This window comes from Salinispirillum marinum, assembly GCF_042650105.1.
In the GTDB taxonomy this organism is placed as follows: domain Bacteria; phylum Pseudomonadota; class Gammaproteobacteria; order Pseudomonadales; family Natronospirillaceae; genus Salinispirillum; species Salinispirillum marinum.
On record NZ_JBHSAL010000001.1, the window covers coordinates 502,129 to 523,409 of the forward strand.

Annotated in this window: 22 protein-coding genes; 8 read left to right on the forward strand and 14 right to left on the reverse strand. The window is 54.2% G+C overall.

Annotated elements, in window-relative coordinates:
* Positions 1-1,533 (reverse strand): CHASE domain-containing protein, encoded by a 1,533-nt coding sequence (locus ACFOSD_RS02450; RefSeq protein WP_380693950.1) that lies wholly within the window; start codon positions 1,531-1,533, stop codon positions 1-3.
* Positions 1,534-1,901: 368 nt separating this feature from the next.
* Here ACFOSD_RS02450 and ACFOSD_RS02455 point away from each other — a divergent pair, with 368 nt between their 5' ends.
* The 4 genes from ACFOSD_RS02455 (at position 1,902) to ACFOSD_RS02470 (ending at position 5,360) form a co-directional block, all read left to right on the forward strand.
* Positions 1,902-2,333, forward strand: a complete 432-nt coding sequence (locus ACFOSD_RS02455) for a universal stress protein (protein WP_380693948.1) — start codon at positions 1,902-1,904, stop codon at positions 2,331-2,333.
* Between the two features lie 57 nt (positions 2,334-2,390).
* On the forward strand, positions 2,391-3,908 hold the full coding sequence (locus ACFOSD_RS02460) for an alanine/glycine:cation symporter family protein (RefSeq protein WP_380693945.1): 1,518 nt from the start codon (positions 2,391-2,393) through the stop codon (positions 3,906-3,908).
* An 88-nt stretch (positions 3,909-3,996) separates the two neighbouring features.
* Positions 3,997-4,332, forward strand: coding sequence for a peptidoglycan-binding domain-containing protein (locus ACFOSD_RS02465; RefSeq protein WP_380693941.1), 336 nt, complete (start codon positions 3,997-3,999; stop codon positions 4,330-4,332).
* Between the two features lie 113 nt (positions 4,333-4,445).
* Positions 4,446-5,360, forward strand: a complete 915-nt coding sequence (locus ACFOSD_RS02470; RefSeq protein WP_380693938.1) for a DMT family transporter — start codon at positions 4,446-4,448, stop codon at positions 5,358-5,360.
* Here ACFOSD_RS02470 and ACFOSD_RS02475 read toward each other — a convergent pair.
* Positions 5,330-6,238, reverse strand: coding sequence for a pirin family protein (locus ACFOSD_RS02475; protein ID WP_380693936.1), 909 nt, complete (start codon positions 6,236-6,238; stop codon positions 5,330-5,332). The genes ACFOSD_RS02470 and ACFOSD_RS02475 overlap by 31 nt on opposite strands.
* A gap of 194 nt (positions 6,239-6,432) precedes the next feature.
* Between ACFOSD_RS02475 and ACFOSD_RS02480 the strand changes: the two genes are divergently transcribed.
* Positions 6,433-7,377: an AEC family transporter gene (locus ACFOSD_RS02480; protein WP_380693934.1), complete on the forward strand. Its 945-nt coding sequence runs from the start codon at positions 6,433-6,435 to the stop codon at positions 7,375-7,377.
* Here the strand turns inward: ACFOSD_RS02480 and ACFOSD_RS02485 are convergent.
* The 9 genes from ACFOSD_RS02485 to ACFOSD_RS02525 all read right to left on the reverse strand — a co-directional run bounded on the left by ACFOSD_RS02485 (position 7,374) and on the right by ACFOSD_RS02525 (position 15,075).
* The gene (locus ACFOSD_RS02485; RefSeq protein WP_380693932.1) at positions 7,374-8,153 is read right to left on the reverse strand and encodes a thiosulfate oxidation carrier protein SoxY; all 780 of its coding nucleotides are present in this window, start codon (positions 8,151-8,153) and stop codon (positions 7,374-7,376) included. The two genes, ACFOSD_RS02480 and ACFOSD_RS02485, sit on opposite strands and share 4 nt — an antisense overlap.
* 20 nt (positions 8,154-8,173) lie before the next feature.
* Positions 8,174-9,223 carry a YeeE/YedE family protein gene (locus ACFOSD_RS02490; RefSeq protein ID WP_380693930.1) on the reverse strand — a complete coding sequence of 350 codons (1,050 nt, stop codon included), beginning with the start codon at positions 9,221-9,223 and terminating at the stop codon, positions 8,174-8,176.
* A 264-nt stretch (positions 9,224-9,487) separates the two neighbouring features.
* A complete protein-coding gene (locus tag ACFOSD_RS02495; protein WP_380693927.1) occupies positions 9,488-10,834 on the reverse strand; it encodes an FCSD flavin-binding domain-containing protein in 1,347 nt (448 codons plus the stop codon).
* A gap of 14 nt (positions 10,835-10,848) precedes the next feature.
* Positions 10,849-11,166, reverse strand: coding sequence for a c-type cytochrome (locus tag ACFOSD_RS02500; protein ID WP_380693925.1), 318 nt, complete (start codon positions 11,164-11,166; stop codon positions 10,849-10,851).
* 141 nt (positions 11,167-11,307) lie between these two features.
* On the reverse strand, positions 11,308-13,029 hold the full coding sequence (locus ACFOSD_RS02505) for a 2-isopropylmalate synthase (protein ID WP_380693922.1): 1,722 nt from the start codon (positions 13,027-13,029) through the stop codon (positions 11,308-11,310).
* A gap of 368 nt (positions 13,030-13,397) precedes the next feature.
* Positions 13,398-13,700, reverse strand: coding sequence for a YciI-like protein (locus ACFOSD_RS02510; protein WP_380693919.1), 303 nt, complete (start codon positions 13,698-13,700; stop codon positions 13,398-13,400).
* A 21-nt stretch (positions 13,701-13,721) separates the two neighbouring features.
* Complete coding sequence (locus tag ACFOSD_RS02515) at positions 13,722-14,558, reverse strand: CPBP family intramembrane glutamic endopeptidase (RefSeq protein ID WP_380693917.1); 837 nt, start codon at positions 14,556-14,558, stop codon at positions 13,722-13,724.
* Between the two features lie 13 nt (positions 14,559-14,571).
* Positions 14,572-14,799: a hypothetical protein gene (locus ACFOSD_RS02520; RefSeq protein ID WP_380693915.1), complete on the reverse strand. Its 228-nt coding sequence runs from the start codon at positions 14,797-14,799 to the stop codon at positions 14,572-14,574.
* 54 nt (positions 14,800-14,853) lie between these two features.
* Positions 14,854-15,075: a VF530 family protein gene (locus tag ACFOSD_RS02525; protein ID WP_380693913.1), complete on the reverse strand. Its 222-nt coding sequence runs from the start codon at positions 15,073-15,075 to the stop codon at positions 14,854-14,856.
* Positions 15,076-15,221: 146 nt separating this feature from the next.
* On the opposite strand from ACFOSD_RS02525, the gene ACFOSD_RS02530 reads away from it, so the two are divergent.
* Positions 15,222-15,566 (forward strand): rhodanese-like domain-containing protein, encoded by a 345-nt coding sequence (locus tag ACFOSD_RS02530; protein ID WP_380693911.1) that lies wholly within the window; start codon positions 15,222-15,224, stop codon positions 15,564-15,566.
* Positions 15,567-15,606: 40 nt separating this feature from the next.
* Here ACFOSD_RS02530 and ACFOSD_RS02535 read toward each other — a convergent pair whose 3' ends face one another.
* Entirely contained in the window at positions 15,607-15,993 is a 387-nt protein-coding gene (locus ACFOSD_RS02535; protein ID WP_380693909.1) for a winged helix-turn-helix transcriptional regulator, read from the reverse strand.
* A 132-nt stretch (positions 15,994-16,125) separates the two neighbouring features.
* Between ACFOSD_RS02535 and ACFOSD_RS02540 the strand changes: the two genes are divergently transcribed.
* Positions 16,126-17,022, forward strand: coding sequence for an SDR family oxidoreductase (locus ACFOSD_RS02540; protein WP_380693907.1), 897 nt, complete (start codon positions 16,126-16,128; stop codon positions 17,020-17,022).
* A 70-nt stretch (positions 17,023-17,092) separates the two neighbouring features.
* Here ACFOSD_RS02540 and orn read toward each other — a convergent pair whose 3' ends face one another.
* Positions 17,093-17,635, reverse strand: a complete 543-nt coding sequence (orn, locus tag ACFOSD_RS02545) for an oligoribonuclease (protein WP_380693904.1) — start codon at positions 17,633-17,635, stop codon at positions 17,093-17,095.
* 158 nt (positions 17,636-17,793) lie between these two features.
* On the opposite strand from orn, the gene ACFOSD_RS02550 reads away from it, so the two are divergent.
* Entirely contained in the window at positions 17,794-20,178 is a 2,385-nt protein-coding gene (locus ACFOSD_RS02550) for an alpha-1,6-glucosidase domain-containing protein (RefSeq protein ID WP_380693902.1), read from the forward strand.
* A gap of 37 nt (positions 20,179-20,215) precedes the next feature.
* On the opposite strand, the gene rsgA is transcribed toward ACFOSD_RS02550, so the two are convergent.
* Positions 20,216-21,247 carry a small ribosomal subunit biogenesis GTPase RsgA gene (gene rsgA / locus ACFOSD_RS02555; protein ID WP_380693899.1) on the reverse strand — a complete coding sequence of 344 codons (1,032 nt, stop codon included), beginning with the start codon at positions 21,245-21,247 and terminating at the stop codon, positions 20,216-20,218.
* Positions 21,248-21,281: the final 34 nt, after the last annotated feature.

A 21,281-nucleotide genomic window follows, 5' to 3' on the forward strand; every position in this document is an offset into this window, starting at 1 on the left:
TTAGGCCACCTCGACGCGATTGCGGCCTGACGACTTAGCCCGATAGAGTGCGCGATCGGCCGAGGCAATCAGATCCGTAAATTCGCTGCCGCGATGAGGCTCCATCGTTGACACGCCCACGCTGACGGTCAGCACCGACTTCACACCATGGCGTGGATTTTCAATACGTAACGCCTCGACACGCTCCCGGCAAGCTTCCGCCAGTTCATCGGCCCGGGTGGTGTTCGGCAAAATCACTGCGAATTCCTCGCCACCGTAACGGGCCACCAAGTCTGTGGGTCGCTTGATGACCGTGTTTAAAGCCCGCGCAACCTTCATCAAGCACTCATCGCCCGCCTGATGCCCAAACTGGTCGTTAAAATTCTTAAAATGATCAATGTCGATGATCAACAAACTTATGGCGCCAAGCTCGCGGACCGACAACTGCCATTGCTCGTCCAAATGCTGATCAAAATGGCGGCGATTCGCTACACCGGTTAAGCCGTCGGTCAGTGATATTTGCTCCAGTTCATCCTTTGCCCGTTTTAATTGGCTGTTTTTACGCAGTACCATCAACCCGTAACTGCTCAACAATAGCGTGATAATCAGGCCTCCACCCAAGGTCATTTGTGGCACCCAACTGCGTTGGCTGGACACATAAGCGTTGTTGGGCACTGCCTGGATCTCCCATTGCCGCCCGGCGATCGGGCTGAGGGTATGACGATAGGCATTGGTCATAGAATATTGCCCGTCGTCCAGCGAGCCGGACTCCAACAACACTTCATTCTGCCCATTGGTGCGATCCACCAACCGCAGGTACATGGTATCCAGATCGGTCGTTTCAATGGCGCTGGCAAACATATCGCCCAGACGGAAAACGCCGTTGAAGAAGCCGATCAGTTCACGCCGCCGTGACGCCAAATCCGTAGGCCGCCCGGAATAAACGGGGGTAAACACCAAGAATCCAACCTGATCACTGGTTTCCTGGACGAGGCGAATGCCTGCCGTGGCCACCATTTCGCCTTGATCACGGGCCGCCAATAAGGCCGCTCGACGCCGTGCTTCGGTGGACAGATCGAAGCCTAATGCGGCTTGATTGTCACGCAAGGGCTCAATGTAATACACCGGGTAGTATTCGGGCGCTACCGGGGCGGGCACCACGGCATCGGTCGGCGACCGCGCGGTGATGGCAAAGCCGGGGATATCCGATTGACGCTCGAGTTCAAACTGCGCACGCGCCTCATGCACAACGCGCGGCGCCCAAGCAAACGCCTGAATGGCCGAGGTACGCGCCAGTACATCACGGGTCAGCACGTCGAAGCTTTCTTCGGTAAGCACCGGCAGCACATCCAGCGCGCCTTTGATCGAAAACAATATCTCGAGATTTAACAGAATTTCACGTTCCAATGCCGCGGTGTGCCGCGCCACATCATTTTCAAACGAGGCTTCAATCACCCTGGTTTCGGAGTCTTTTAACCACTGCGCCATCCACCATGAACCCGATACGCCGGAGATTAAAAACACAATGATGGCCAAGAGGGGTTTTGTATTCATTCGGTGATGCGTCTCCGTACATGCTTACCATGTACCTAAGGTTTCCTGAAAGCAGCGCTCAATACGGGCTAACATAGTCGTTCAGATGCACTTTTGCACGATCTTTGCCGATAAAATACCGCCTGATTCAGCACCGTGACGCGCCTGCCTTTTGCTCGGTAACGCGCTTACGGCTTGCGCTGCTCCAGAGGACCGGCACAATGTCAGGATTTTTTGACAAATCGAACAGCTTTTCCGCTGCGCTGTCGGTTTTTTGCTTTACAGCGCCTTTACTTGCGACTAGGGTCTAATTGCAATTGTGTATCACTGCTTGGAAGTAACACAGTGGTGCTATGGCTGTTTATAACAACAAAAATGGAGAAAACATCATGGCAAGTACCTTTATCGTCGGCTTCGACGGCACAGATTCGTGCAAGAGAGCCTTGGATTTCGCGGTAAAATGCGCCAATGCCCAGGGCGGCGCCATTCATTTGGTGCACATTCTCGAGTGGTCCCCTTACACCTTTTTGTCCAAAGAGGAGCTGCGTGAGCGCCATGCTCGCAAAGTGGAAGAAGTGGCAGCGGCCGAAAAATTCATTGAGCCGACCTGTGCCGAGCTGCGCCAATCCGGTTTGTCCGTGACCAGTGAAGTACGTTATGGCAATCCAACCGAGTTGATGTGTGAAATCGCGAAGACGCAAGACAACGCGCAAATATTTGTTGGCCGTAAGGGCGCTTCAAAATTGAAGAATGTGCTCGTGGGCAGCTTGGGGTTGTCTTTAGTGCAAAGTTCACCGGTTCCTGTGACCGTAGTCCCATAGGGGCAACGTCTAAGAGCCGATCAGCGATTTTTCATTTCTAGATTGGAGCATTCTCACATGCCAAAATTCATTCAAAAAATACTCGCCCTGACGACATTGTCGCTTTTGTCGGTCAGCAGTTTCGCCCAACAAACGGGTTTAGATGCTGCAATAAGCCGTGTCTTCGAACCCATCGCAACACCCATCGTCAATGTCATCTTCTACTCCGTACCCATTGGGGGCGTACAATTTCCTCTCATCGTCGGCTGGTTGGTTATTTGCGGTCTGGTTGCCACGTTCTTTTTCCGCTTTATTCAGTTTCGCGGCTTCAAGCACGCCATCGACTTGGTGCGTGGCCGCTATTCAAAGCCTACGGACGCCGGTGAAGTGTCGCACTTCCAAGCCTTAACCACCGCGCTGTCGGGCACCGTGGGTTTGGGCAACATTGCCGGGGTAGCGGTCGCGGTGTCCATCGGTGGTGCGGGGGCAACCTTCTGGATGATTCTGGCAGGTCTGCTGGGCATGGCGTCAAAGTTCACCGAGTGTATTCTGGGCGTTAAATACCGTAACCACCTGCCGGATGGCCGGGTATCTGGCGGGCCGATGTACTACCTGGAAAAAGGCTTACGCGAAGAACGCGGCATGGGTGGTTTGGGCAAGGTTTTCGCCGTTGCCTTTGCTATTTGCTGTATTGGCGGTGCTATGGGTGGCGGCAATATGTTTCAAGCCAACCAAGCCTTTTCGCAAATTGTTAATGTTACCGGCGGGGCTGAGAGTTTCTTTGCCGACAAGGGCTGGCTTTTCGGCCTGATCATGGCGGCGATTGTCGGTAGCGTAATCATTGGTGGTATTAAAGCCATTGGCCGCGTTACGGAAAAGCTGATCCCGTTTATGGCTGCCCTGTATTTTGGTGCCGGGATGATCATTATTTTAGCCAACATAGATATGGTGGGCTGGGCGATCGGACAAATCTTCAGCGGTGCCTTCACCGGAGAAGGCGTTGTAGGCGGCGTATTGGGTGCGCTGATTCAAGGTTTCCGTCGAGCCGCGTTCTCGAATGAGGCCGGTATCGGTTCGGCAGCCATTGCTCACTCGGCTGCACAAACCAGCGAACCCGTATCGGAAGGCTTTGTGGCTTTGCTGGAGCCCTTCATTGATACCGTCGTGATCTGCACCATGACCGCACTGGTGATCATTATCAGTGGTGCCTTGATGACGGATTTAACCGGGGTGGAATTGACCTCCGCAGCCTATGCGACGGTGTTGCCATGGTTTCCTGTCGTACTGGCCATTGCGGTCGTGCTGTTTGCGTTATCCACCATGTTTGCCTGGTCCTATTATGGCTTGAAGAGCTGGACCTACCTGTTTGGCGAAGGTAGAAACAAGGAGATCGTTTATAACATCATCTTCCTGTTCTTCATCGTCATTGGTGCCAGCATGAGCTTGGGTCCCGTCATCGACTTCTCGGATTCCATGTTGTTCGCCATGGCGATTCCTAACATCATCGGGCTATACCTGTTGATGCCAGTGGTGAAACGTGAAGTGAACAAATACTGGGCGAAAATTGAAAGCGGCGAAATCAAACGCGTTAAATAATAAGCGCCTAGCGCTGCTTTGAGCCGCCTTCGGGCGGCTTTTTTGTTACCCTGTTTCGGGTATCTCTATGCCTTTTTGGGTGGTCAATATGGCCCTGCGACAACCGATGATTTGGCTTGGCGTTCTCACCTTACTGTTGCTGTTAACCGGGTGTGATGATTTGCGTCCACAGCCCGTTGAATCGGCGCTTGCAACGTTAGCAGAAGACGACGTGCAGCAGCGGCTCAACCGGGCATTAGACACTCTGGGTTATGCGAACGGTCAGGTAACCGAGAACTTGGGGCGCACCAGTATGCGCATGGCCTTGCGGCAAGCCCAAACCTACTTGCATCGACTGGGTTACTACGATGCTCCCCAACTGGGCATTTTGGACCCGCCAACCATCGCCGCCATCGAGGCGTATCTTGCCGACACGATGCCGTGAATAGGTAATGTCCTTGCCAATTGACAGGCGTCATCCGGTCATTTTTCTCAGCGGCTGGTCAGATTCAATTTTTCTGCGACAATACGCCGCCTAATTTTCTCCGAGAGTTCAGCATGTCCTCGACGTTACGTGCACATTTGGCACTTCTATTGGCGATGTCCATCTGGGGCAGTTCCTTTATTGCGTTAAAGATTGCCGTGGGCGTGATGCACCCGATGCAGGTCATTTTCGTTCGGATGGCGATAGGCGCAATCACCTTTTTGTTGCTCTATAAATTGTGGGCGAGCGGGGTTCGTTATCAAGCGGGTGACTGGAAGTGGCTGCTGGGCATGGCGGCCTTCGAGCCTTGCTTGTATTTCATTTTTGAAGCCATGGCTTTGCAATACACCACCGCCAGTCAAGCGGGCATGATCACCAGCATGCTACCCCTAATGGTCGCAGCCGGAGCGTGGTATTTCTTGCGCGAGCAGATCAGCCGCTATCAATGGAGTGGCTTTGGTATTGCGGTGATTGGCGTGGTCTGGATGTCATGGAACAGCGACATCAGTGCCAGTGCGCCCAACCCGGCGCTGGGTAACTTTCTCGAATTTCTTGCCATGGCCAGTGCCGTGGGCTACACCTTGTTGGTCAAGAAGCTCACGCGCGGTTACAGCCCGTTGTTTTTAACCGCCATGCAAGCCTTTGTCGGTACGGCCTTTTTCTTCCCATTGGCCATGACACAGCCCTGGCCTGACACGGTTGCACTGAGCACCTGGATTATTTTGGGCTATCTGGGCGTTGTGGTGACCTTGGGCGCGTACGGTTTATATAACTATGCCTTGAGTCATATCAGCGCGACCGTCACAGCGGGATACACCAATTTACTGCCGGTGTTTACTTTGTTCTTCGGTATGGTTTTGCTGCAGGACACCATGAACCTGCAACAATGGTTCGCCATTGCATTGGTGTTTGCTGGCGTTCTTTTGAGTCAACGTGCGCCCAAGGTCGAGCTGCCGATTCACCCTTCAGCGACACCGGGCGCATCTTGATCCTGCTCGGCGGGATGGGGGATGCGCTCTGGGTCTCCCGGCACCGGGGCAAAGCGCCGCTGTGCCATCCAGTCGGCACGGGCGCTGGCCAACAGCGCTGGATCCGAGGCGACAAAATTCCAATCAAAAAAACGCTGTTCGGGCAACGGTTCGCCACCAAAACACACAAATTGCACGCCCGCCAGGGCTTCCACATGCGGCTGCGGCACGCCTTGTTCTTGCGGTGGAATGACCAACAATTCGCCCGCCACCACACGATGCGTGTTACCGTCATAACTGACGGTCAATGAACCTGAGACGACGTAAATTCCCATGGTCCAAATGGCGGGGTACGGCCACTCCCAGGTGTCACTGGCTTCGGTTCGACCTTCAACAAAGAAGGTCGGCCAATTGATCCGCACCGGCGAATGCTCTTCCAACCAATGCCCGACCACCACCGTCCAGCGCACGCCGTCGCGGGAAAACCGAGGCAAATCATCAGCACCCACATGCTGAAACCCTGGTTCGCCTTGTTCATCAGCGCGACTTTGTGCGACCCAGCATTGCAGCCCATGGAGGTCCTGTGGCTGTCCGTTCGGAGTACGTTCAGAGTGGGTAATGCCAGCGCCTGCGGTCATCCAGTTGACCTCACCGGTTCGAATGGCGGCTTCTGTACCCAAGCTGTCACGATGCAAAATTTCACCGCTGAACAACCAAGTCAGCGTGTGTAAACCAATATGCGGATGCGGCGCAACCTGCATATCCTGTTGCTCGGCCGGGCCGAAGTGATCCAAGAAAACGAAAGGCCCTACGGCACGGCACGAACGGTGCGGAAGTACACGCGCCAACGGTGCTCCACCAAGCGACGCGGGTCGACCGATAACTTTGATCACTGCCATGTTAGCTCCTGTTTCTCTGTCTTGCCGACAATGCCATAACCTTGACCATTCTGCCAGCATAGACGAACCGCAAACTGGAACTGCCACCGTCCAGTTTCCCAACGGTGGAACGATCCAAATCTCATTGTCTGTGCTAGAATCTGCGCCGTTTGCATACCCGCCCTGAAACGTCCCTCTGCGTGGAGAAGTTTGTAGTGTCTTTGCTCGACAATCTCTTGTTTTCGCTCTCGACTACCCTGCCTATTTTACTTTGGCTCGCGGGCGGCAATGCGCTCAAACGCACGAACCGATTGAGTGACGCCTTCATTCAGGATGCCAACCGTTTGGTGTTTACTTGGTGTTTGCCGACCTTATTGTTCCTTAACACAGCACGCTCTTCGGTGGTCGACAGTTGGCAGGGCGGGCTGATCGGCTTCGCCGCCATTTTTACGCTACTTACGGTGGTACTGTTGTGGTGGATTACGCCCATGTTCACCCCGGATCGTTCTCGGCGCGGCGTGTTTGTGCAAGGAGCTTATCGGGGCAATATGGGTATCATCGGGTTGGCGATGGTGGTCAATGCGTTTGGTACCTCGGTAATCCCCTTGGCCTCGCTGTATTTGGCGTTCATCACTTTGATTTACAATCTGACCGCCATTGTTGTGTTACAAGCCGGGCAAGCAAAGATGTCACCGCTGATGCTGGTCAATCAACTGGCACGGAACCCGATGATCATTGGCGTCATGTTGGGTTTAGCCTGGTCACTGACCGGGTGGGCATTGCCGGCGTTGGCGGACAGCACACTACAAGGTTTGGCGGATTTAACGCTACCCATGGCGTTGATTTGCGTTGGGGCGAGCTTACGCTTTAAGAGTTTACGCAATAACCGCTTCTTGGTGCTGCTGGCCAGTGCGTTTAAATTGATCATCATTCCCGTTTCAGCGGTGCTTGTTGCCTTGCTGTTCGGTTTCCGTGGTGAAGCGCTAGGGATTTTGTTCTTGATGATGGCCTCGCCAACGGCCGCCGCGAGCTATGTTATGGCCCGCGCAATGACGCCGTGGGGCGAGTTGGCGGCGGAAATTATCGCCGTCACCACCTTTTTCTCACTACTGACCACCACGTTGGGTTTGTTCCTATTGCGCAGCGTGGGGTTGGTTTAATTCACCGTGAGCGAGTGTGTTGAGCTCACGCTGAAACCGCTGTCTTCTTGCCAGACAAAGATCGCTTCAGCACTCGCTTGAGGGGCCAGGAAGAAACGCATGTAAGGGTTAGCTGATACCGCTGTGTGCATACGAACCGTCAGTGCTGTTTCCCCACCGATGGATACGGTTAAGGATTCTACCAAGCGGCGCGGCAGCACATCGCCATTCGGCCCTTCGCGCAGACCCGTCTCCATCGGGTGTGTGACCAGCGTGCGGACTTCGTCTGCGTTACCAGCACGGAAGGCCCTTGGCAGTGCTACCCTCGGCTGACTGAGCAACACGCTGCTGTTGTCTTCGGCGGTCATCAAACAACCGCCCACAGTAACGCGAATATCACGTGATGTGACCCACACTTCACCGGTATTACTCCGCGCTACGGCCCAAATAGTCTGGCTTTCATTGACGCGAATACGCGTGGAAACCTCGGCACGGCCGACCCGCGGCGTTAGCAAGAAATCCACCACTTCGGCGTTCGGGTTGCCGTCGGCAAAGATTTGAATCGATTCGATGTATTGATCTGTCCGCATGGGGCTGTCGACCTTGATGGTGACCGGCACCGCCGAGCCATCCTCAGACACCAGAGGCAACTCCATCGTTAGCCCTTGCGCTCGCGGAGTTGCTTCACCGACCGCTTCACGCACCGCCTCAAAGCGCTGCCAATCCGCCAGCGCCAATGGGGCTAAACACATCATCAACACCGTTACCAGAAAGCCCGAACGCACACTACGAGGCATAACGATTTCCTATCTCAAATTCATGAACGAACATACGAACGCAGCGGCCCTTTCAGACCTAACCACGCACCAAAAACAATGGCGCCAATGGCCACAAAACTGGTCAACGCCAGGGTTGAAAATCCGGTCAAGCCTTGGCCAATGCTGCAACCCAGAGCTAAGACACCACCACACCCCATCAAAACGGCACCGCTCACTGAACGCCGCATGTGTTGCGGAGATGAGTATGACTCCCACTGAAATGTACCGGTAATTAACGCCATAAACAGACTACCGGCAATCATTCCGCCGACTACCGAAATCCCAAAATTGGCATTCATGCCTGTCGAAATCATTAAATACTGCACACTGTCACCAATGGGCGCCACGAAGGTTAGGGATGCCAAACGCACCGGGGTAAAGATATCGGCGGCCAAGACACCCGTCACCCACCAGCCAGCAGCCACCAGTACTCCAATGATGACGCCCGACGCCAGTTCGGTCTTAGCCTGTCTGAATGTCCGGCTCTGAAACGCCCATAACACCAAACCACCGGCCAACAGCAGCGTCATCACGGCGGTAGCAATAGACACGGACACCCCAACCTGCGAAAACCATAGAGGCAAACTGCGGGCTGGCAAACGGATTGTCGTTAACCCCTCCAGCCACAAGCGTAAGGGGGCCAACACGCCCGAGAGTGTCATGTAAGCGGTTAATCCCAACACCAATAACACCACTAACGAGCGTAAATTACCCTGACCCAGTAACACCAATGCCCGCGCCCCACAGCCATTCGCCAACACCATGCCCAAGCCAAACATAACACCGCCCACCGGCACCAAAAGCCATGACATGGTAGGCTGCAAGTAGAGCGCCCCAGTGAGATCCAGATCGGTGACAGCGTTCAATACCTGAGTCAGCAATAATGCCACCGCCATCGCCGTTGCAAACGCCCGCAACTTGCGGCCATCGTTCTGCACCCACGCATGCTCAAGACCGCGCATCAAACAAAAGCCCGAGCGCTGCCCAACCATACCGAACAGCAAACCGATGATTCCGCCACCAAGAATGGCCAACTCTGTATTGCTCATGAACACCTTGCCCTTAGTGAGCTAAATGAAAGTAAAAAAGGGGTGGCCGAATGACCATCCCCTTCCTTGCAGCAGAAAATTTGATTCTCAATCAACAAAAGGCCAGTCAATTCTCAATCATTCAAGAGTGGCTCTAAAAACGTCATGAGCGAAACACTGGCAAGGCAAAATTTTCCGAAAACGCGCAGCTTACTGAACGTAAGTGAGCATTTTTCGGAAAATTTTAACGCCGTCAGGGCGAGCGCAATAGTTTTTAGACCACTCTTAAGAGGGAGTACCCCAAGCGTCTTGGCATATAGCATCATACCACCGATGCGCATTCATCGCCTCCGCCCGCCGCAGACTTGCATCACCAGTGCTCGGGCTTAATCCACCTGCCCCGGCGACTGCCTGAATATTACCCTCTGTGTTCAGGTTATAAATAGCCGCTACCGATACACCGTATTCTGGTCCAATCAGGCTGTAACAGGTATTGGTGAAATACGGGTTGGGCGCCGACCGGCCATCCAAGGCTGATACAATCGCGGCGGCGGCAACTTTGGCTTGCGAATTGGCGCAGAAACCCGACTTCGGCATAGGCGCGGCAACGGTGGCGTCACCGATCACGTAGATGTCCGGCACCTGCTGCGATTCAAACGTGCGTGCTTGCACCGGCACCCAACCGCTGGCGTCGGTTACACCGGCTCGATCCGCTATCCAACCGGCTTTTTGCGCTGGAATCACGTTGAGCACACTGGCTTGATGTCGAGTACCGAATTCTGTTTCTACTTCACGCCGCGCCGCATCCACGCGCACCACACGGCCGTCGTTCGAGAGTCCGACCCATTCGATCATACCGGGATACAGTTGGTTCCAACCATCGGTGAATAAGCCTTGCTTAGAGAACGCATCTTTCGGGTCCAGAATCAAAATCTTCGAGTCTGGCTTATTCTCTTTGAAATAGTGTGCCACCATGCTGGCGCGCTCATACGGCCCCGGTGGGCAACGGTACGGGTTTGGCGGAGCGACCATCACAAACAGCCCACCATTTGGCATGGCTTCCAGTTGACGCTTCAAGATCTGCGTTTGTGCACCGGCTTTCCACGCGTGCGGCGCCAACTCAGCGGCTGCTTCGTCATACCCTTCGATCGCATTCCAGCGCATATCAATGCCGGGCGACATCACCAACTTGTCGTATTCTAACGTGGTGCCGTTCGCCAATTGCACGCGATGCGCAACCGGATCGATGTCTTCGGCAAGGGTGTGTACGACCTCAACACCATACACATTGCGCAGCTCATCATAACCATGTCCGATTTCTTCGAACTCCCGAATACCGCCGAGGTAGAGGTTGCTGAACGGGCAGGTATAAAAGGTGGCGTTCGGCTCCACTAAGGTGACCGCGACGTTAGGGTTGGCGCGTTTGATGTATTTCGCGGCAGTTGCGCCGCCAAAACCGCCTCCGATGACAACCACTCGACCGTCTACCCGAGCAGAAGAGCCGATGGTTGCACAGGCACTCAGCGTAGTCAGGGCACCTACGGCACCGACACCTTTAAGCAAGTTACGCCGAGAAACTCCGGCCTTTTCAACGGGGCTGAGCAGTGATTTTGTTGCTGTATTGTCCGTCATGTTCTTTCTCCTGCTCAGTTATCAAGGCTGGCGAAATATTGCGCAATCTCAGCGATTTCTTCATCGCTGTAACCTTTGGCGATCCGCCCCATGATGGTAGAAGGACGCTCGTCGTTTTTAAAGCTGAGGAGCTGGCGCTCCAGTACCGTCGCCGCACGACCGTTTAACGCATCACGCCGTCCATCCGTGCCATGGCAACCTGCACAGCCACCAGCTAAAACAGCCGCCTGCAATTGTTCGGCGTTTAATGCATGTTCGTCGGCGCTGGCCGTGGTGCCCAGCAATGCACTGGTAACCACTAGGGCACCAAGGGATAGTTTTAGGGTTTTCATGCTCGATTCCTGTCAGCCTGGTTGCGCCCTCATCAGGGCAGTGTTGTATTTGTGCAACAAATATAGACGCCTTAAGGGCAGACGTCTAATCACGGATTTTCATATTCTTATTAAAGAAAGCATAATGTAGAAAAGTCTCGATTAAGCACTTTGTTTGTCCTGTTTATCTACCGCCTGCTTGATCGCCGCGTTGGCACCTGCAACCACCGCATCCAGGGCGGTGCGCACGATGTCGCTCCCGGTGGCACAGCCCCAAAAAACCGTGTCGTTACCCTTCAAGGCCACAAAGGCCACGGCGTCGGCGTCTTTGTCATGACCCAAACTGTGCTCGGCGTAGTCATCCACCTCCAAAGACAAACCACAGTGGTTGTTCACCGCATTCACCCACGCGGCCAGTGGTCCCTGCCCTTGACCGACCCAGGTTTGCGCTTGCCCGTGATAGATCACCTCGACGGATAACTGATCCTTGCCCCCGCGCGCCGCGTTCAAGCGATAGCTTTCTACCGACAACGGCGCTTGCTGACTGTAAGCGTCATGGAAGGCTTGCGTAATCCATGCAGCATGAATTTCTTTGGCCGAACGCTCGGATTCCTGTTGTACCACCTGCGCAAAGGCGACTTGCAAGGCTCGCGGCAAGCGATACCCCGTATTCTGTTCCAACAGATAAGCGACACCACCCTTACCGGATTGCGAATTCACCCGAATCACCGCTTCATAAGAGCGGCCTAAATCGGCGGGGTCAATCGGCAGATAGGCCACTTCCCACGGGTCTTCCGGCTGGCGCACCGCCAAGCATTTTTTGATCGCGTCTTGGTGACTGCCGGAAAACGCGGTATACACCAGTTCGCCAATGTAGGGATGACGCGGATGCACCGGTAAATTCGTACAGGTGGTATACACCTGTTCGATACGCTCCACATCCGCCAAGTTCAACTCTGGGTCTACCCCGCGCGAATACAGGTTCATCGCCATGGTAAAAATGTCCATGTTGCCGGTGCGCTCACCGTTGCCCAACAAGGTGCCTTCAACTCGATCCGCGCCCGCCATGACGGCTAATTCGGAAGCCGCAATGCCGGTACCTCGGTCATTGTGCGTATGCACGGATAAGACCACCGCATCACGGTAGGCCAATGCCCGATGTACCCGCTCTACTTGGTCGGCAAACACGTTCGGTGTAGACATCTCGACGGTAGCCGGCAAATTGATGATTGCCTTGGCTTCCGCACTGGGCTGCCAAACATCCAATACGGCGTTACACACGGAGATGGCGTACTCCAATTCGGTGCCGGTGAAGCTTTCGGGTGAATATTGAAACCGCCATTGCGTATCCGGGTATTGCTGCGCGTAATTTTTCACCCAGCGCGCGCCCTGGCGTGCTAACTGCCGGATGGCGTTCATATCCTGTCGGAACACCTGTTCACGTTGTACCCGTGAGGTAGAGTTGTACACATGTACAATGGCTTGCTTGACCCCCTTTAACGCCTCAAAAGTGCGGGCAATCAAGGGTTCGCGGGCTTGTACCAACACTTGAATCGTCACGTCCGCCGGAATGCGCTCTTCTTCGATCAACTGCCGACAAAAATCGAACTCGGTTTGCGATGCCGAAGGGAAGCCGATTTCGATTTCTTTGAAACCCAAATCCACCAGCAATTCAAACATCATCAATTTTTGTGGCACGGTCATGGGGTCAACCAAGGCTTGGTTACCGTCGCGCAGGTCCACACTGCACCAAATGGGCGCTTGCGTGATAACTCGGTCGGGCCAGGTGCGGTCGGGCAGGGTTGGCGTATCATAGGCGACGTATTTACGGTGGTCGAATGCAGAAGGCGTGCGGTCTGATGCAGGGATAGATGGGTTGTTCATGGCTCAGTCTACTCTTTTTAATTTTTTGGCTATTCAGTTGTTTGGCGGCAAGAGGTGTGGTGACTGAGCACCGCCAACAACGCACGGCTCAGCCTCCGGAGGGCAGTCGTAGTAGGCTGAGCAGTAGAACAACGATTGAATGAGTAACTAACATGAAAACGACCTTTTTTGACTGTTTGATTCTTTGCTGGTTAACGGTTAAAGCGAGGTTCTGACGTGCAGGGCTAGGGCCTGCCGAAGATCATAGCAGTCGTAGTAGGGCGAGAGAGAGGTGTATCTGTTGTGTTTTCATGGCTTGAACCATAACGAGATTGCGCACAGGATTCAACTGAAAATTTTCTCCCTAGCGCAAAAAGGCCCACAGAAAATTAAGGTCGCACCGGCGATGCTGCATGTTCACCCACGACTGTGGTCCAAGGACGAACACGATAGGTAGTGACCAAACCATGGTGCACATAGGGGTCAGCTTGCGCGAAAGCCTCTGGCGTTGCTGCCGTCTCGCAAGAAAAAATCAACACCCCGCCATCAGACGGCTCGGCCAATGCACCGGCCAAAAACAGCTCACCACGGGCTTGTGCCGCCCAAGCCAGATTTAGGTGTTCGTCTCGGAATTCAGCCCGGCGTTCCAAATAATCCGGAGCGTAGTCGTAAAACAGAATAAAGTGCGCCATAACGTTTCACCTCAGATTTCATTACGCCAGCATCGGGTACGTAAAACCGACCAGATGCACCATGTTCAATAGCCAATGCGCCGCAATAGCCCACCATAAACGGCCCGTTAATGCGTACACCGCACCGTACAATAACCCGGCCAAGGTGGCGACCAGCACAAACGCCATGCCGCCGCCAAAGTGCGCCAAACCGAACAACACACTCGCCAACAGCACCGCCAACCAAAGGTTAAACCGCTGCTGCAACCAACGCTGTACGACGCCGCGAAACAACAATTCTTCGGCAATACAGGTGTTCACTAAATTGCTCAGTGCAAAGAACCCAAACCACATTGGCAAGCCTAGGCTAACATCGATCAGCCTCAGCATGACCGCCACACCCATAATGACCGAGATGCCCAAGACCATCAGACCAATGGGCGCACTGGCCGGGATCGCACGAGATAAGGCAGGCAGGCTGCGCCCCCACAAAGGCAGCCACGTGAGCAATGACCACGCCACCAACACCTTATCGGTATTCAAATAAAACGGCGTAGACACCGCACCGGGTTTCCATGGCTGTGCCTCCACCACCAGTAAGCCTTCATACCCCGGCACCGCATGCAACACCAAGGCCGCGCTGAACAAAAACCACAGGAAATATCGGCCCCATAACCACGGTCTAGGCAGTGGTTGCGCGTGCATCCAATAGGTCAAGCCCATGTACGCAAGGACAAAAGCACTGAACAGCATGCTGTGGTAGCCCACCAGCCAGGCCAGCAAAACGGCCGCCACCGACAAACCATAACGCGCCTCACGACGCTCCGACGAGCCGCATAGCAGCAGGACAACCGAGAACAGCAACGCGAAATAGAGCACGGGGATTCCTATGTTATTTTTGCAACACCCATTGAGCGCTGCGTAATGAAACGGCTTGAGCAACGAGGTTGAAAATACACAACATCAAGAAGAACTGAAGAAACTCAACGAAACGCTCTTCGATAACAAACATGTAGAACACTAGGAAACAACAAAACATCAGAAGCAGAGGCAACATCGCCTTTGCCAGTGATACGTCAGCAGGTATCTTGCGCAAAGGTCCTTGTTCGTAGGTATACATTAAAGCTCCTTGATTCCGTTTAAAAAATCTTATCCTGCAATCACAGATTCACCTTCAATCCGAAAACGTCTCAACATATAGCTGCTCAACCTGTGCCCTCGCCCATGGCGTACGGCGCAAAAACTTCAAACTGGACTTAACCGACGGATCGTTATTGAAGCAGTTGATGTTGATTTTTTGGCCGAGTACATCCCAACCATAATGCGCTTCCAGTGCTACCACGATAGCCTCCAAGGTAATGCCATGCAGCGGGTTTTTCGGTTGCTCGTTGTTCATCTCATACCAACAAAGTGACTGATATGCCCATCCTATCACCCTGACATCATTGGGCAATCTGTTCCTTATCTGTCGTCACATTTCCTGCTTTACTTTAGAAAATACTTATATTAAAGTTACCTAATACATACCTTAGGAGAAACAACATGGCTTACACCGAAAAATTTCAAGCAATGGCTGACCGAGCACGCGCTGAGGTCAACGACATCAAACCCGACCAAGTTGACGAAATGGTCAGTCATGGTGCTATATTGCTCGATATTCGTGACAAGGAAGAGCATGACGCTGACCACATCGCCGGTTCAATCAACATCAGCCGTGGCAAGTTGGAAATGAATGTGGAAGGCGAGATTCCTGATCTCGACGCGACCATTCTGTGTTACTGCAATGCGAATAATCGTGGTGCCTTGTCGGCTGCGGCCTTGAAAAACATGGGTTACAAAAACGTCCGCTATATCAATGGTGGATTGCGCGCCTATCGAGCGCAGTAAAAATGGGGGGCACGGGCGCGAACAGCGTTAAAGGTTGCATCTAAAGCGCTTCATGGCTTTCGGGTGCTACATAGGCTTCGCGTGCCTGCCGTACCTGCTCATGATGCTCATCAGCCCACTGAATCAAGTGCTGTAACGGGTCAAAAAAGGAATGGCCCAACGGCGTCATACGGTATTCCACTCGCGGAGGCACGGTGGGATAAACCTGACGACTCACCAGACCGTCTTTCTCCAAATGGCGCAGTGTTTGCGCCAGCATACGCGGCGAAATATCTTCAATCTCCCGGCGCAACGCGCTGAACCGCAGTGTTTGTTCGCCCAGCGTCATTAACACCAAAACCGTCCAACGATCACCGAGCCGATCCAGCACATCCCGAATCGGGCAGTTGCGATTCAGCGCTTCAAATTCTGGTTTACGCTTACCCACCTTAATCTCTCCTATCGTTACTGCGTAGTAACTAGGTCACTTTTTGCGCCCTACTTCTGCACGTTCAATTAGTCGGTATTATAAAGTAACTAGATTGATAAACGTAATTTAATACCACTGAGAGGAAATGCTATGTCTCATCAATACCCGATTGCTGTAACCGGTGTGGCAGGTCAATTAGGCCGCCAGGTTATCAAATACCTGTTGGATAACTTGCAGGTTCCGGCACAACACATTGTTGCCCTTACCCGCGATACCACCAAACTGGTTGAGGTTGCCGCTCAAGGAGTCGAGGTTCGCCATGCAGATTTCGACAACACGACAACCTTGGCCGATGCATTCAAGGGCGTGCAGCGCTTGTTGCTGATCAGCACTGACACCCTCGGCCTACCCGGCAAGCGCTTGGAACAGCATAAGAACGCCATTGCTGCGGCGGAACAAGCGGGTGTAAAACACGTTATTTATACGTCCATGCCTAAACCGGAAGGTTCGGCGATTACTTTTGCAGGCGATCACCTCGGCACGGAACAGGCATTGGCTGCCAGCAACATGAGCTGGACCATTTTACGCAATAACTGGTACTTCGAGAATTTGTTCATGGAGACCGAACACATCCTAGCCAGCGGCCAGTGGTTTAGCGCTGCGGGCGACGGGCGTTCGGCACACATTGCCCGTGCCGACCTCGCCTTAGCCGCCGCCCATGCTTTAGCAAGCGGCGATACCACCAACAAGACCTACACCTTGAGTGGCGCGAAAGCCTACCGCACCCAAGACATGGCCGAACTGCTGAGTAAGGTGAGTGGCAAGCCCATCGCCGTAGTGCCTATTACGGACGAACAGAAGCAAGCAGACTTAACCCAAGCCGGGCTGCCGCCGGCATTAGCAGAAATTTTCGCCAGTTTCGACATTAACACACGGCAAGGTGGTGTGGCTGAAGTCACCGACCATTTCAAGCAGTTAACCGGCAAAGAACCTACACCGTTTGAACAATGGTTAGACGCCCATAAAAACCTGTTCGCCGTCGCCTAAGTTTGCACTATGGCCGCCGATGATAATTCAAAGGCGGCTACACATCCGTTCTTACCCTCTTTATCACCCCTCAAAGCTGAATAAAATGCTCACGGTAGTAGCGCAGTTCTTCAATACTTTCGCGGATATCATCGAGCGCGCGGTGTGAGTTCTGCTTTTTAAAGCCATCCACAATGCCCGGCTTCCAACGTTTCGCCAGTTCTTTCAAGGTCGAAACATCCAGGTTGCGGTAATGCATATAGGCTTCGAGCTTGGGCATGTACTTCACCATAAAGCGGCGGTCCTGGCCTATGGTGTTACCCGCCAAAGGGGATTTCCCCGGCGTTACCCAATCTTGCAAAAAGGCAAGGGTTTGCGCTTCGGCTTCTTCGTCGGTCACGGTGCTGTCAATGACCCGCTGGGTCAGACCAGATTCGCCATGGTGCTTTACACACCAGGGGTCCATAGCATCCAGTAGGCTCATAGGCTGATGAATCACCAATTCAGGACCTTCGGCCAAAATATTGAGGTCCGCATCGGTAACGATGGTGGCAATTTCAATGATGCGTTCCTTTTCGGGGTCTAACCCGGTCATTTCTAGGTCAATCCAGACCAAATTGGTGTCTTTATTCATAGGACTCACGAGAGATACATTCTGCCGCACAGTTTAGAGGTAGATAGCGCTTCTCGCCAGTGTGTCACGTCTGAGAAGTGTAATTGTGTCATGCAACTGCCCGACAGTTGTTTTATGCTGCGGCATGAATCCGAAGGCAAAGGGTGGGTCGGCAAACGATGAAGGGGTTAATTGTTCAAGGAACTCGTGGGTTACTGTGGCTGCTATTGGCGAGCGTTGCGGTTGCCCAGCCCAGTTTTGATGCCATTCCAGACGCGGCGTTCACCGAAGATGACAGCGCTGCGCAGCCAGACACCCTCCAAACCGGCGAACCCATTGAGGTCGAAGACTTCTTCAGCGCCCCCGTAGAATTAGCGGTGCCCGAGGTGTTTGAAGCCGTGCCAACAGAGGAAGCCGAGGGCCTAACGGAAGCCGCTGCACATTGGGTTACACCTGACTTACTGCTCTACAACGCCGGAGACGTAGAAGAAGTTCGCCTATACTATTCGCCCATTGCACGACTGTCCCACAACACCACCAGCTTGTCACTGTTCGGCGCCGCCGACAGCGTTCGCCTTGTACCGCGCGTACTACCCGCCAACATTGCCGAACGCTACCCGGACCTGGCGGATTGGCAAGCCTGGGGCGTACCCGCATCGGTCGATATCAAGCTCTGGCTTAAAGGCCAGCTCGCCGTTGGCGCCCGCGACCGCTTTGAGCGCGTTTTGGATGCGACCGCCGTGCAAATAGCCGGCGTTTTGGATGCCCTGTACGCCCCCCGCGCAACGCAAATGCAGCTCGGTGCTTTGCCCTATTATGCGGGCACAGTATTTCAAGTATGGGCACCAACGGCGCAACGCGTAAGCCTGTTCCTTTATGATGACCAATTTGAACTGTTGGAACGTTTCCCGCTGCGCGAGGACAGCACCAGCGGCAACTGGTCACACTTAAGTCGAACGGCACCGCATGGCCGTTATTATCACTATGAGGTGGTGGCCTACCATCCTACGACGCAGAAAATAGAGACTCACCGGGTGACAGACCCTTACAGCCTGAACCTATCACCCGATGGGCAATATTCCCAAGTCGTCGATCTCGATCACCCTTCATTGCGCCCCGATGGTTGGATGGCGTGGCCAACGGAACAGGTAACTCCCGCACCGGAAGATGCCGTGCTCTGGCGCTTGGCGTTGCCCCATGCGCAAACGCTCCAGCCACGAGATGCCCCGGCATTTACGCATGTACACCTGTACGACCCCGAGGCGACAGAGCACGCTGCCGGTCAGGTGCGGCACTTTCTACTTCCGCCGTTTGCCCGCAGCGGTGCAGAGGGCTTAGAAACCATACGCTCTCTACGCGAAACGGTTTTACGTTGGCGGCTGGCCGGTTATCGCGTCGGTGTCGACGGTGATTTTACGCGCATTCAGACCTTCAACGACGCCACGTCATCGATGCTCGACAAGATTGTGCCAGCCTATTATCACCGCCGCGACCCCATCACCGGTGCGGCGTTGCGTGATGGTTGTTGCGCCATCACCGCCACCGAACACCGCATGATGGAACGCTTATTGACCGACGGATTGGTGCAATTAGCCCAAGCCTTTGGCTTTGAAAGCGTGCGGTTATACCGCGCCGATCAACTACACCGTGAAGCCCTGATGCGCTCACAGGTGCGCGTGCGCAATCAACATCCAGCCTTTTTTGCTTACAGTGACCTACCGGCAGCGGCGGTGTCACCACTTTCCAGCACTGGCGTGGGCAGCCTAATACCGCCAAGTCTGGACGTTTTGCGCCTGCCCAGCACGCTGGATTTCGCCAACCGCGCCGAATGGCGAGAAGCTACCGATGCGCAGCGCATTGCCTTAGCAGGGCGACAACAAAACTATCTGTTGCTCACCCAGACGGACCGCTTGATGCGCGGGCGCAACGTGCCTGACGGACAATTTTTTGCAGGCCTAGCCAACGACCCGCAAGAGACCGTGCAGGCGTTAGACCTCAATACGCTGTTGTCACCCGACCACGACAGCCCTAACAACGATGAGAACGAGCAGCGTCGGCGCATTGCCATGGGTTTACCGCTGTTGAGCCAAGGCAGTATTCACTTGGTGGGTGACATGAGTTCGTTGACCGCCAACCAGCGCAGCGCCCTCGATGAATGGCTCGCCATTCGCCAGAGTACACCACTCCTTCGCCTGACCAGCCAACAACAAATCGCCAGCCGCCTTGATTTTCGCAACGTTGGCGTTAATCAAGCGAATGGCTTTCTGATTATGACCATCAATGACGGACAAGGCGTACCCGACCTGGATCCTGAGCGCAATGCCTTGATGGTGATTATGAACATGAACACTCGCAGCCAAACCTTTCGGGTGCCCGGATTTCAGTTACACCCCGTGCAAGCAAACGGCCACGATGAGCGCCTACATGACATCAGCCAACCGGACGACCATTTTGTGGTACCCAGCCTTGCCCTGGTGGTCTTGGAACAACCGCAACAGGGCCCGCAAGGCCGTGGTATGCCAATCGCCCAGAAAGATTACAGCAAACTCTATCCCGCCGAATAAGTGCGCTACGCAACGCCCTACAACCGCCTGTACAACCTCACTCGTAACGCCGGTAGCCGCTAACTTCCGCTAATGAGGCCAGAATGGCATGGTAGCTGTCGAGCCTTCGCGCCAGTACGTCGCCCCGCGCAATAGCCGCCTGCAACGCGCAACCAGGGTCATCGCGGTGACTGCAATCGCGGAACTTACATTGGCCGTTGTAGGCTTGTAAGTCAGGAAAGCCCTGCATCACTTGGTCTTCCGGTACATGCCACAGACCGAATTCACGAATACCCGGCGAATCGATCAAATCGCCACCCTGCGGCATGTGATACAACATGGCTGTAGTGGTGGTGTGGCGGCCTTTACCCGTTGCCTCGGAAATCTCACCTACTACAATGTCTTCCTGATCGCCCAATAACTGGGCAATCAACGACGACTTACCCACGCCCGACTGCCCAACAAAGGCCGTCGTCTTGGCACGTAATTCGGGCACCAAGGTATCTGTCAGCGGCGCTTTCGCACTCAGCAACAAGGTGCGATAACCCAGTGCAGCATAATCAGCCAAATAGGTTCTGTAGGGATCATCAACGGTCAGCAAGTCTGACTTGTTTAACACCAGCACCGGCTCTATGTTCGACAACGCGGCAGCCACCAAATACCGGTCCAACAACGCCAAAGGCGTCGCCGGAATGCTGGAAAACACAATCATAATTTGATCAATATTGGCCGCCACGGGGCGCAACTGACCCCGCAAATCGGGTCGCACCAATAAGCTGCGACGATCTTCACAGGCGACAACCACGCCGGTATCGTCTTGGCCTGCACACCAAGTTACTCGATCGCCGGTAACTAGGGCGGGTAAATTGGCACGCTGATAGCACCGAAACACCTGACCGTCCTCCGGACGTTCAATCGCTAACGTCGCCCCGTAATGCGCCTGCACCACGCCCGGCTGTTCGCTGCCCAGCTGGCCTTCGGCCAACTGCGTCTCTACCAAGTTGGCTTTGCGTTCGGCACGGCGATGCCGCTCCCTTTGCGTATGTCGAATGCGCGCTTCCTGTTGTTTGGTCAGTCGCCGTTTTGCCATTACGGCATCACTATCAACAGTGCCGCCACCGAGG